The 12,983-nt window shown below is 32.9% G+C and carries 13 protein-coding genes; 6 read left to right on the forward strand and 7 right to left on the reverse strand.

Annotated elements, in window-relative coordinates:
* Nucleotides 1-7: 7 nt before the first annotated feature.
* Complete coding sequence (locus EZS29_RS09425) at nt 8-1,873, reverse strand: type II and III secretion system protein family protein (protein ID WP_172603872.1); 1,866 nt, start codon at nt 1,871-1,873, stop codon at nt 8-10.
* Nucleotides 1,874-2,130: 257 nt separating this feature from the next.
* Here EZS29_RS09425 and EZS29_RS09430 point away from each other — a divergent pair, with 257 nt between their 5' ends.
* The 6 genes from EZS29_RS09430 (at nt 2,131) to EZS29_RS09455 (ending at nt 6,772) form a co-directional block, all read left to right on the forward strand.
* Nucleotides 2,131-2,424 (forward strand): Flp family type IVb pilin, encoded by a 294-nt coding sequence (locus EZS29_RS09430; protein WP_130609419.1) that lies wholly within the window; start codon nt 2,131-2,133, stop codon nt 2,422-2,424.
* A gap of 32 nt (nt 2,425-2,456) precedes the next feature.
* On the forward strand, nt 2,457-3,284 hold the full coding sequence (locus EZS29_RS09435) for a CpaB family protein (RefSeq protein ID WP_130609422.1): 828 nt from the start codon (nt 2,457-2,459) through the stop codon (nt 3,282-3,284).
* Nucleotides 3,281-4,900, forward strand: coding sequence for a TadA family conjugal transfer-associated ATPase (locus tag EZS29_RS09440; protein WP_130609425.1), 1,620 nt, complete (start codon nt 3,281-3,283; stop codon nt 4,898-4,900). The genes EZS29_RS09435 and EZS29_RS09440 overlap by 4 nt, the downstream gene beginning before the upstream one ends.
* Before the next feature lie 184 nt (nt 4,901-5,084).
* Entirely contained in the window at nt 5,085-5,630 is a 546-nt protein-coding gene (locus tag EZS29_RS09445) for a type II secretion system F family protein (RefSeq protein WP_172603873.1), read from the forward strand.
* Nucleotides 5,623-6,255 (forward strand): type II secretion system F family protein, encoded by a 633-nt coding sequence (locus EZS29_RS09450; protein ID WP_130609431.1) that lies wholly within the window; start codon nt 5,623-5,625, stop codon nt 6,253-6,255. The genes EZS29_RS09445 and EZS29_RS09450 overlap by 8 nt, the downstream gene beginning before the upstream one ends.
* 22 nt (nt 6,256-6,277) lie before the next feature.
* Nucleotides 6,278-6,772 (forward strand): MarR family winged helix-turn-helix transcriptional regulator, encoded by a 495-nt coding sequence (locus EZS29_RS09455; protein ID WP_130609434.1) that lies wholly within the window; start codon nt 6,278-6,280, stop codon nt 6,770-6,772.
* A gap of 31 nt (nt 6,773-6,803) precedes the next feature.
* On the opposite strand, the gene EZS29_RS09460 is transcribed toward EZS29_RS09455, so the two are convergent.
* From EZS29_RS09460 to EZS29_RS09485, 6 genes are all read right to left on the reverse strand, one after another.
* On the reverse strand, nt 6,804-7,835 hold the full coding sequence (locus EZS29_RS09460; RefSeq protein WP_130609437.1) for an ROK family protein: 1,032 nt from the start codon (nt 7,833-7,835) through the stop codon (nt 6,804-6,806).
* Between the two features lie 133 nt (nt 7,836-7,968).
* Complete coding sequence (locus EZS29_RS09465) at nt 7,969-9,087, reverse strand: FUSC family protein (RefSeq protein ID WP_172603874.1); 1,119 nt, start codon at nt 9,085-9,087, stop codon at nt 7,969-7,971.
* Between the two features lie 4 nt (nt 9,088-9,091).
* Nucleotides 9,092-10,183 carry a hypothetical protein gene (locus tag EZS29_RS09470; protein WP_130609444.1) on the reverse strand — a complete coding sequence of 364 codons (1,092 nt, stop codon included), beginning with the start codon at nt 10,181-10,183 and terminating at the stop codon, nt 9,092-9,094.
* Complete coding sequence (locus EZS29_RS09475; protein ID WP_130609447.1) at nt 10,176-10,820, reverse strand: orotate phosphoribosyltransferase; 645 nt, start codon at nt 10,818-10,820, stop codon at nt 10,176-10,178. Before EZS29_RS09475 ends, EZS29_RS09470 begins: the two co-directional genes overlap by 8 nt.
* Before the next feature lie 44 nt (nt 10,821-10,864).
* Nucleotides 10,865-12,001, reverse strand: a complete 1,137-nt coding sequence (locus EZS29_RS09480) for a beta/alpha barrel domain-containing protein (protein ID WP_130609450.1) — start codon at nt 11,999-12,001, stop codon at nt 10,865-10,867.
* A 1-nt stretch (nt 12,002) separates the two neighbouring features.
* The gene (locus tag EZS29_RS09485) at nt 12,003-12,983 is read right to left on the reverse strand and encodes an amidohydrolase family protein (RefSeq protein ID WP_130609453.1); all 981 of its coding nucleotides are present in this window, start codon (nt 12,981-12,983) and stop codon (nt 12,003-12,005) included.

Raw genomic sequence — 12,983 nt, forward strand, 5'->3', positions numbered from 1 at the left:
TGCAACCTCAATCTAATAAACTTCCACTTAGATTTTTCCCAAAATCTTTCGCTTTCATATTCATAAAATTTTTAATTTCATTGTTTTCAGCTTGTAAATCGCTACGAATAGCTGAGACTGCTATCCACAGTTCAGATTCCTCATCGTGAAATTTTCTACTTTTGAAAAGCTCACCTAAAATAGGAATACTGCCCAAAAATGGATATTTTTCTATATTTTTTGAGTTTTTTGCTTGTACTAATCCGCTTAAAAGGGCTAGATTGTTGTCTTTCAAAATAATATTGGTATTTAATTTTCGCTTGATAAAACCAGGGATGTTTTGACTGGCATAGAGTTGAGAAACATCGCTCACTTCTAAATCGAGTTTTAACCAAATACTTCCATCCGATTGCACACGCGGAAGTACATTAAATATAATTCCAAAAGGTTTAAAACTCACCGACGAGTTGTAACTGTTCCCAGAGTTTTGAGCGGTTACAATAGGAACTTCACCCCCTGCTAGGAATGAAGCTTTTTCACCTGAGCGTGAAAGCACAACAGGTTGGGCGAGATTGCGCACAAATGATCTCTCTTCCAAAGCTTTTACTAAGAAATTCAACGGTGCAATTTGCAGAATAGGTTCACGGATAGGAGCACTTATAAGTGAAGAAGCAAAGTTTAATGAAGTTGATATAGGTGCTTGCATACCAGGAGACTGAATACCGCCCCCAATTCCTTCTTTTTTTCCAACTTCTAAAAATTCGAAATTGATTTGAACGACACTGCTTTCTCCTGAAAAGTGACTGGTGGCATCGATTAAATTGGGCAAGAGTGCATTTAAATAATCCCATGCTCTATGTTTACCAATTGGAGATGAAGGCACACCTGTGAGAGTAAATACTCCTCCTTTATTTATAATATATAAACTTTTTTCTCCTAACATCTTTAAATCTGATTGGAGGGAATGCAGAACTCCTAATTCAATCTGAGTTGATATTTGATACGTTGGAAAAAATAATTTGCCATGCATGCCAACTGCTTTTGCAACCGAACGAAAATCTTCAAACTTTTTGATCTTCCCTAGCAAAATAATACGTCCATTTTTAATGAATACTTTAAGTCCAGCTATTTTTTTTAAATGAGTCGTCAAATAACTCAAAGGCAGTGAGTGCTCTTGATTCTGATTCTCAGTTGTTTCAGAATATCTTCCTTCTACAATATTCTTGCCAACTTGTACCTGCCAAAGCTTTTCATTTCCACCTTCATATTGAATAGAAAGAGTCGCTTGCCCATTTTGCTTGGGTATAATTTTAATTGAATTTGTTAGACCTATTCTTTGAATGTCAAAAACATCCGGATCCGAAATTTGAATACTTTGTGGAGCAGAAAAGAGCTGTATAACTTTTGTTTTTCCCAATTTTATGTTTAAATTTTCTGCAGAATAAGCAGATAAAGATATTATTAATATAATAAAAGTTAAAATAGAAATAACCATTTTGCTCAAATAATAAATTATTTTTGCTTTGTTATTTTTAATAATTTTAATTCCATTTGGAATATTCTCTATAGAAACTTTTGTGATGAGATCAGGATGAACTTCCAATGTATAAAAACTTTTTCTTGGCACAATAAATATAAAATTTTTTTCGATAATTATTGGTTTGCACAGTAATTTTCTGTGCCTGTCTAAACAGAAAATAGCAATAGAGAAAGACATTCCAAAAGTATGAAAAATTCGTTTTTTCCTATAAAGCAAACCTTCATCGAGAGGCAGTGTGAGGTGATTTAATAATCCAGTCATCGCTGCTTGCAGTCCACACGGAGATTTCAGTTTTACTGGAAATCCATCGAGATTAAGTTCAAATGTATTAAATTTATCATGAAGTTTTATCACACTGGCCCCTCTCATCTCTGTTCCATCTGATCGTGTTTATGCTCAGAAATTTTTCATTTGCCAAATGACACTCTGCTGATTTTTTATTCGATGAATAAGTTCAATTTATTAGATAAATTAAAAACAAATCTTACATTACAAATATTCAATTATTGATTTCAAAGATTTAGATAAGTTACAAAATCTGTATTCTGTTCGCAAAAGAATCACTAAATGAAATTGTGATTAAAATTTTTATCAAGAAAGGATTAATCCTCATGTCACACATATTTTTTAAAGAGGAAAAGGGCCAAGGCCTAACAGAATATGCCATCATTTTGAGTCTGATCGCAGTCGCTTCAATCGCTGCAACTGCATTTTTTGGTGGCGCTATAAAAGCAAAAATTGCCGCACTTGCAGGTGCTATCTCCGGACAAGATAGCAAAATAGTCAACGAAGCTGAAAAAAAAGCAAATTCTGCTGCTGAAAAAGCACAAAAAAATGCTTCCACAGTGACAGGCAACACATCCATAAAAAAAGATGAAGATATTTTTGACAAAGAAGCTTTATAGTTTGTAAATATATATATTATTAGAAAATTTTTATGAAAACTACAAATTTAAATTGGAATACGCACAAAGAAAATGAAAAAACAGAAAATAAAAAATCACCGCAAAAAAATTGTTTTTATTTAACTCTTTTTTTATCAATATTAGTTACATTTATTCAATATATACTCTTTGCAAACCTTTTTCAAAGAGATGAAGACATACCAAAGCGGAATCGCTATGCCGTTGCGGTTGCTCAGAAAAATATTTACAAAAATCAAAAAGCAAATGAAAAAGATATAAAATTTATTTATTTGGATATAGGAGAAACAAAAGAGCAATATATTTTAAATTCTGAATTTGATCAATTCCGTGAAAAGAAACTATTAATTGATATTAACGAAAATATCCCTCTATTTAAGAATAATTTTTCTTCCACGCTCATTGAGAATCATTTGCCAGAAAAAATTCCATTTGGCAAAAGATTTTTTGTTCTAGATGTAGAAATTAGCCCTATATTATCCCACATTCAAATTGGTGATCGCATTGACATCATTGCCCATTTACAAATTCCTCAAATTGGCCGCGCAACAGAAACAATCTTAGATGGAATCGAAATTATCGGAATAGGCGACCGATTAAATAAATCCAACAACCAAATCCCAAGTCATTCCCTTAGCTTTTATCTCTCTCCAGATGAAGTGAAAATTCTTAGTTTTATGAAACAGTATTCACAATTTTCAATCTCATTGCGGAATCCAAATGATTTTAAGAATAAAAAAAGCTCCGCGGTAACATTTAATAAATTTCTCGAAGATCCAAGAATCAAAAAGATTATTAAAGAGGATACTTTTCAAATAATACATGGAGAACAAGTTCGATGAACTGGAAAATAATAAATCATTTTGAAAATAAAATTGCTCAAATTGAGGATAAAACGATTCTAACCATTGGCAATAATGAAAATTGCGATATTATCATTCCAAATTCCGCAAAAATTAAAATCTACTGCCAAGTATTGCTCCACGATGGTTTCATTTTCGAAATCAGGGAAGAAAAAGTAAATACATTCTTTTTAAAGAAAAATTTAACTTTTTTCTCACAGAAAATTGATTTTTTCTATGAAAAAAATGACAATTTTTTCCTCCAAAGCCTACTTGATAAAGATTTAAATAAATCATGTTTCAATCTCTTTTTATTTTCAGCAAATAAAAATGCAAGTATTGATATCTTATTTCCAACTAATGAAAATAAGATATCAATCACTGCAGAAGAAATGAAACAATTTATTAAAAATCCTTATCTAATAGACCTTATTTATCAACAAATAACTCATATATTTTCGCTTGAACTCTTTAAAAATACTTTAGCAGAAGTACAAAACCAACTTTCACAAATTTCAATTATACAATTAGAAACAAAAACTTATCATTACTTTGATATCGTAGAAACTGCGTGTTCCTATTTAGATACAATCTTTTGGGAAAATCATAGTGTTTTTTCTGAAGAAAATATTTATTTATTTAAAAAAATAATATGGTGTGTTTGTGCGCAAATTGTCGACTATGGAATTATAACCCTTCCCCTCTATGATGAAGGAATTTCTGAAATCTTAATCAACAATGCAAAAAAAGTGTATTTTGAAAGTAAAGGTCAACTAAAAATATCACCTCTCATATTCAGCTCTAACAACTCTCTCATGACGCTCATTGAAAGAATATGCACTTCAGTAGGGCGAAAAATCGACGAAAGCACCCCTTATTGCGATGCACGCTTACCAAATGGCGCACGGGTGCATGCCATCATACCTCCATTATCTTTAAACGGTCCCTGTCTCACAATTCGAAAATTTCCAAGATATTCTATTGATATGGATTATCTAGTTAAAAATTCATCTTTGACAAAGCAAATGGCTGATCTTTTAAAAGAGATTGTGCAGAATAAGAAAAATATTTTGATCTCTGGGGGAACCGGGACGGGCAAAACAACTTTTTTAAACTGTTTAAGCTCTTTTATTGGAAAGGATGAACGCGTCATTACAATCGAAGATTCTGCAGAACTACAATTGCAGCAACCTCATGTCATCCGCCTCGAAACACGCAGCGCAAACAGTGAAAAAATGGGGAAAGTGACAATGAGGGAACTGCTAAAAAATGCTTTGCGCATGCGCCCGGATCGTATTGTTATCGGTGAATGCCGCGGCGAAGAAGCATTAGATATGCTGCAGGCAATGAATACTGGTCATGATGGGAGTATGACGACGATTCACTCGAACTCTGCAAAAGATGCTTTGAGCCGGCTCGAAACACTCGTCATGTATGCTTCGCAAAACCTCCCCTCTGCCGCCATTCGCGAACAGATGAGCACAGCTATTCATTTTATCATTCAATTGACTCGGTGTGCGAATGGTTTGCGCTGTGTAGAATCTATTCATTCTATTATTACTCTTTGCGAACTAACAAAATCTATTAAAACCCAGTGTATATATGAACTCGATTGAGATAAGAATATTATTTGCTGTTGTACTCCTTATCATAAATTATCTAATAATAGTTTATAATCAATTACGGTTTAAAAAATTATATTTATGTATATTTCCTATTGCACTTATTATTATTCCTTGCGCACTGAGCATTTTCAAATTTATCCATTTAAAAATTAAACTCAAGCAGGAAGAGAAGCACTTGCTTTCAGAAATCCCAGCTCTCATTGACTCGCTTCACTCCTATTTAAAAGCAGGAATTCATATTTCGGAAGCAATTTTATTCGTTGCAAAAAAACCCTATTGGAGCCCGACAATTAAGAGAAATTTATTTGTTATATGCAGCTCTTACCAGCAAGGTCTTTCTTTTCAAGAGTCTATTAAGAAAGCAATGGATTTGAAAAGCACAGTGCGTCACAATAAACATATTCAATATATCTTAGCGGCCATTCAAATAGGCCACCAAAGCGGTACAAAAATATGCTCTATTTTAGAAAATGCCAAAGCTAAAACCATGACTAGTATTAAAATTGAAGAAAAAATAAAAGTATTAACTGCTCAAATGAAATTTCAAGCGATCATCATATCATCTATCCCATCAATATTATTTATTGTAATTTACTTTATTTCTCCAGAACATATTCTTTTCTTTTTTTACAACATAATTGGCAATGTCCTATTATTTATTTGCATTATTTTTAATTTATTAGGCATCATTATTCTAAAAAGGATCACTAAAATTGTTTGAGAGTATTTTTATCATTACTTCTATACTTATAAATTTAATTTTATTTTATTTAATTATAAAATATAAAAAATTATTAAATCGTTTGAATAAACAAAATTTTAATAGATTTTTAACAGAAAAAAGCAAATTAAAAATTCTAAATTTTTTCAAATGTATTTACCAAAATAAGAGTACTTTTTCTAATTATGCTCTTACAGATTTTTTGGATACCTTTGTATTAAACTTACACGCGGGATTAAACACATTTAAAGCTTTCGAGCGCGCAAGTTTTTCAATCACAGATCAAAATTTACAGATATATTGCAAAAATATTTTAAAAAAATATTATTTAGGCTCTTCATTTCTCGAAGCTTTGCAAACTGTTCGGAAAGCAGAAAGCAACTGCGATTTACAAGAAGCTATTGAAAGCATTACTCTTTCACTCTTACTTGGAACCTCACTCGCAGAAAATTTAGCTCAACTCAGCAATCAGCTCAAAGCAAAAGCAAACACAGAGCTCGAAAAGTTAGCAAGTGAAGCATCTGTAAAAATGATCTTTCCACTGGTTTTCTTTATTTTTCCAGTTATATTTATTTTATTAGGAAGTGCATCAATTGAAGATTTTATAATATCATTTAACAACTGACTCTTGTTTATAAAGGAAGGTTATGGAAAATATAGAAAACACGACTCATGATAAACTGAAAGCACTCCAGAAAATCAGTTCTGAGAATATATCGACCGAGGCATTTCTTGAATTTTATTTTATCGACACTATCAATTTATGGCGTAATAAGCTGGGAGAAATCGCTAAAGATTATGAATTGAGTCGTCTTGAACGGAGAATCCTCGTTTATATTGGACGATACCCAGGTATTCGCCAAGCGGATCTTGCATTTGTAATGGACGTTGAACCACAAAGTCTCACACGCTCACTTGAAAACATGGAGAATAAAAAATGGCTCGATAAGCACGACGATAATCATGACAAGCGAGCAAAGAGCTTAAAGCTTACTTATTTGGGCGAGAAAAAACTAAATGATGCTCTACAAGTAAGTGAAATGATTAGACCTAAAGTCCTAAAAGATATTACGGAACAAGAGAAAGCCTTATTAGCAAATGTTCTTAAAACTATAAGAAAAAATCTTGAAGGGATTCTTTAAGAGCAAATAAAAAAGCTAATTAATTTAAATATTAAAAGTGCAATCTATTTTGCTCCAAAACAACCAATGCCGCACCTATTGCTCCCGAAGAATCTCCCATCCGATGCTTGTACACTGTGACAGGATTATCAGGTAAATAAGTATTTTCACCTATCTTAGCTTCAATACCTTCATAAATAATATCCTGCAGACTCAATCCACCACCAAAAACAAAATAATGCGGATCTAGCATACAGGTGAGAGTTCCTAAAAAGCTTGCCAAATCTTTTTTATATTGCTTGACCACGGCTAAAGCAATTGGATCTTGTGTTTTATAGAGCTCAAAAATTTCTTGAGCAGAAGGACGCTTTTCAATTTGTGAGTAAATACGTGAATTTAATGAAGCCTCGAGCGCTGGTCCACACAGATATTGCTCAGCACATCCTCTACGACCGCAATAACATGGATAGCCTTCTGAGTAGAGGGTCATGTGACCAATCTCGCCAGCGCCTCCACGTTTTCCAGTGACAGCACGCCCATTTACAATTAATCCACCACCAAAACCAGAACCTAAAATAAGTCCCATAGAAACTTGTTTGCTCACAGGTATTTTAGTCTTTTTAAAGTGTTCAATTCCTGCTCCACAGAGTGTTTCTGCTAAAGCAAAACAATTGGCATCGTTTTCAGATAGTATAGGAAAAGAGACATTGAGTTTAATGCGTAGATCTTTTTGTAGATTGTGACCAACTAAAATCATTGTATTACTAGAAGTAACGAGTTCTGAAATGGGATCCACAGGGCCAGGTACGCTCAAACCGATTCCTGCTAAAGAATGAAGATCTAAATTTCTTTCAGCGCAGACTTCGTTGGCAAGTTGAGACATTTTATCAATGACTTGTTCATATCCATTGTGCCTTTCTGTTAGCACTCTTTTTTTATAAAGCACAAAACCAGGAACAATTTCACCCGTTGATTTTTGAAACTCAAAAGAAGAGAGATAGCTTTCTTCTTTTTTCATTATACCAAAATGTAGAAGCATTGCTTCAATTTTTGTACCACCTATATCGAATCCAATAAGATACATAATATGCTCTCCAACAGAACCAACAAAAATCTGTGTTCCTACCTTGCCATATTTATAACCGTCATATCAACATTCATTTAACATTTATTGATTTTTAGCTAACACATTGATTTGTATATATGACATTTATTTGTTATTTTGAGTAATATTCATGCAAATTATCAATTTCGATATTCATAAGTTTAATTTCTTGAAATAACCTTTCCAAAAGAGATCGTAATTTAATTTCTTCAAATGAGATTTTACGACCTTTGCTGTTATAAAGATCCTTAGTGATTTTCACTTCAACGCTTTGAAAGTCCCATTGGGCTAAGGAATTTAATCTTAATTCTAATGCATTTTCTTTCGACATTGGAACGCGTAATACGGATTCATTGAAATAATTTTGGATAGCTTGCAATTGTTCTTTTACATAACGAAATGAATCCATTCTTTTTTCTAACGATCCAACTCTAAGAGCATTTAAAACCGTTAATAATGAATAATGAATTCTTTCTTGACTCAAAATAAATGCTTCGTATTCCTTTGAAGGGAAATTTCTTTTACCTATTTCATAATATATTTCAAGTATCCGATTGCGCGCCATTTGATTTTGTGTTGCAGACAATACTTTTTGTGCATAAATATCTTCGTATGTTTTTTTCCCATCAATCCATTCAATAATATATTGAAACAATATATCTTTATCTCTAACAATATTTTTAAGGTCAGTATGAAAACTTTTCTTCGCAAAATTTGGCCAGAGAAAAAAAGAACCTAAAGTACCTAGCAATGCACCAACTGCGACATCCTCAATTCGTAAAATAGCAAATGATATTCCGTTGGGATGGGCTGTTACGTAAAGCATCATAAGGGCAAAAGTAAAGAAAAAAATTGAATATGTATAGGATTGAACAGTATTTACAGTATTATAAATTGCAAATACAACAGAAAGTAGAATTAATAATATATAAATATTCATATCATTTGGAAATAGAAGTACAATAAAATAAGCCAAAATACAACCAAGTATTGTTCCAATAAGTCTTTGTTTTGCCTTAATTACTGTTGCGCCAAAATTGGCTTGTAAACAAACGAGAGATGTGATAAGAATCCAACCTGGAAACTCGGTTTTCAAGAAAAACTCATCAAGAATAACTGCTATGACACAGATCACTCCCGCTCTCCAAGCTTGTCGCACTTCCATAATTTCAAAATCGATCATCGTTTTGAAAAAAGTTTTCAAATTTTTAAAATATAAATCTCGAAGCATCTCTTCACTCATTTCGACATAGAAATTTGAGTTCAGCATTTAGCAAACTAATATTATCTTTTAATTGCAAACCTACAGCCAAGATATCTGTAAAAAATTCGTCATTGACAAATTCTTCGTGACTTGCTTCAATTTTACTAAATTCATTCTTAGCATCGTTAAATAAATTTTCATATATTTCCTTTATATCATCAATACCAATATCCTTATTGTAAACTAAAAAGTTTAATAGTGATTTATTGATCCTTTTAATTGAATAAAAAATGTTTCGCACCTGACTTTCATATTTTAAAGGAACATTTAAAGCTCTCAGTTTAATACTAATACCAATTGTTGTTTCTATAAATCGTTCTTCTAATGTCGCTAAAGCATAAAATATAAAAATTTTTTCATTTAATTGAGCACTTTTTTTTCTTTGTATATCAATCTCTTTTAGCATTATTCTTAAACTTTGAATTCGTAAAAATATTTTTTGTCGCCTCATAGTCAAATAATTTGCAGATTCGTCTGACTTATTAAACGTATAGTTCTCAACAGACTCAATATAAAAAGACATTTCTCTTAAAATTGATCGCATTTCAAATAAACATTCTTTTTTAAGCCGAGGTCTAAATAAAATCGCACTGATAAAAAATGATATTATGAATGCTATCGTATTCATAATGGCATGTTCTTTTGTGACTTTAAAATTGTACTGAGAAAATAGGGAATATTGAGGAATAACAAAGATCCATATCGAATAAACGGAAGGGATCTTATAATAAGAAAAAACATGAATAAAAAAAGCTAAAAAAAACGAGAAAAAAGCTATAGATAAATAAGTCATTGAATAAGGGAAAGCGATAAAAATAAGAGCAGTTGAAAATAAATACGCTAACAACATATTAAATTCTATGCGCCAATAAGGACAGCGAGTACATGCTTGGGTTAAACCCAATGCGCATAATCCCATAAAAATGAGTTCTTGATTCCGCGTAAAATAATAAATAGCGAAAACACTCAAGATTGCTAAAGAACTTCTTACACCTTGAATAAAAGATCGATAATCTCTTTCCCAAGCAAGTAAGAATTGTTGATAAATTGCTTTTTTATTCATCCAATTGAGTTAACCACTCCATTATCAGTTTCATTTCACGCCCAGTAATCAAATTTTTACCATACGCAATATCAAAAATATCTGTCGTCTTAAACAAACTGTGTAACGAAACATTTGCTAAAGTGAATTTCTCTATCATTTTTTTCAAACTGTGCTGCGATAAGCTGACCGCTGTTAAAATTTGAAAACCATCATTACGCACATGCTCACAGGCTTGCAAGATACTTCCCCCTGTCGTTACCATGTCATCTACTACAATGACATGCGCCTCACTTGGAATGAAGCCCTCAATGACAGAATTCAGACCATATGCTTTGGCTTTGCTTCGGACATAAACAAAACCGCTATTAAAATAGTCTGCCAATGCATATGCGGGTGCAATTCCTGCAGTTGCTGTGCCAGCAAAAACTACATTATCTTGTGAAAATTGTTTTGCATACTGAGCAAGTAAAGATTCAGCTAAAGCTTTAATAACTTTACGGCGCAACTGGGGATGACTGAATATTTTCCGATGATCGATATAAACAGGTGATTCTTTCCCACTTGTTAATTTAAACATGGGATTGGTTTTTATTTGTATGACTTTAGCTTCAAAAAAACCTTGAATAATTTCTTGTATATCTGAGTTTAAAATCACTCTTCAAACTCCTCTTTTTATGATAACTGATAGTTACTTTTATTTTATGATAATTGAAAAGGTACTTTTAAATGAGTTGCAATTTCGGAAGCCAATTCAAGATTCCACATCATTCCTGTCGCTGCATGCACGATATCGGCGCCTGCAGATAAGTAAGACGCAAATTCTTTAGCACTGACAACACCACCCACTCCTATAATTCCAAGTTCGCTCTTCTGAATACCCAATTTTTCTCGTGTCTCACTCAATAATCCGACCATTGATAACCCTTGGTTAAAAATATAGGAACCGCAGACTCCACCATATAGCGCTCCATTTCCTAAAGCTGGAGAGCCATTTTTTCGTGTTATTTTTGCAGATACGGTATTAATAGCACTTATGGCATCGATTTTTCCGGCTGTTTCTGCAATAAAAATACTTGTTTCTTCAGCATTTAATACACCTAATTTCACTACAAGTTTAACTTTAGATTTCTGCTCTGAGATTATTTTATGAGCGCAATTAATCGTTTCAATAGCGCTTTTCAAATCTTTATATAGAGGTGCCTGCACTTCGTTTGGACAACTTAAATTCATTTCTATTATTGAAAATCCACTTGCTAAAATACCTGCACAAGCGAGCTCAGTAATTTTGAGGACATCTTTGTAGAAATTTTCAGTTATTTCTTTAGAGTTTGCTCCTAAAAAACGTGAGCCCTGAAAACTTAACGAAACATGATAACCTTTTTTTGTTGAATAATCGTTTAAGGTCGCCAAATCACTTTGCCATTTATCTACACTTTGACTTGGTACACCAAAGGAATTGGAAATCGATATTCTTTTATTTATATAATCACTTTCTGAAAATAACTCACCAATGACATGATTATTCTCATCTGCATAGAGTGATTTATTTTCAGATTTTAACGATAATATATTGGGCCATTTATTACAATCCCATGCAACAGAACGCACTGTTTTATACACAGGTAGACAAAAACCAGCATTTAAAACAGCTCTCACATAGAGCGCATTTAAAAGAGGCCCTGCAGCAACCCCAAAAGGTATATGCAAAGGGGCTCCTAAAAATTCGTACTGAGGCGATTTTAAATATTCGAGTTTTGGAAAATGTCTGTTGCGTAAAAAATTTTGATCTGGCCCTCGGGCATAATTTTCTTCGTAACTGGCATTTGCATTGTACATTTCAATCCAATCCTAAAACTTTTAGTCCATTGACTGTCGCAATACGTATCAATTCATCCATATCATAATAATGATTTGCTTCTAATAATATTTTTAATTCTGTTAGCATATTTCCTTCAGCAAAAGGCTTATATATATCACAAATATTATCAGAACCAAGTGCTACGGTGAGTCCTGCTGGAATCATTTCATCAATAGGAGTGACAGAATTGTGGGACGGTGCAAGAACTTCTGTTCTGCGACTGTCAATCCAAGCCGTAGGACAAGCAACAAAGCTGAGTCCAGCATCTCGGCAGAGTTTATAAAGCTCTGACCGGTACTCTTTGTTGTGAGCAGCAATGGAAATCCCATGCACTGCTGTTACTTTACCTTCCAATCCCCATTCTATAACTTTATTTGCCAACAGTTCTGTTTCTTTTTCTTCTGCACAGTTCAATTGATCAACGTGCACATGCACTCTTTTTCCTGTTTCTTTAGCAGCTTTCAATAAAACATCGAGATGCTCTTTCTCTTGACCGGCATCGACACCCGGCAAACCCCCAATAATATCAACGTGCTCCAAAGATTTTTCAAACCATTGGCGAGCATCTTTTTGCAAAACTCCTTTTAACGTTTGACATGCAATTAAAAAATTCATTTTATAATTACGTGCAACAAAGTTTTTTGCTTTTAAAGCAGCCCTTAAAGCTCTTTCTTCCGCAATAGGATCACAGTCAATAAAAGACAGACAGTGGCGCACGCCTTGTTCATGTTGGTTATTGAGAGCTGCTAAAATATGATGGTAATAAATTTCTTCTGATGCATTTTTCTTAAATTTATCAACCAACTTCCATTTATCAAACAAATGACTGTTCACACTTCCATGAGCATCATTAAAGTCTGATAAAGAAACAGAATAAGCACGGTCAAAATGAGCATGGGCATTTACAAATCCCCCATGTCCTGCAATGGTTTCAGATAATTTTGCAAAAGGATTCCACAT

This window comes from Fluviispira sanaruensis, assembly GCF_004295685.1.
Lineage (GTDB): Bacteria > Bdellovibrionota_B > Oligoflexia > Silvanigrellales > Silvanigrellaceae > Silvanigrella > Silvanigrella sanaruensis.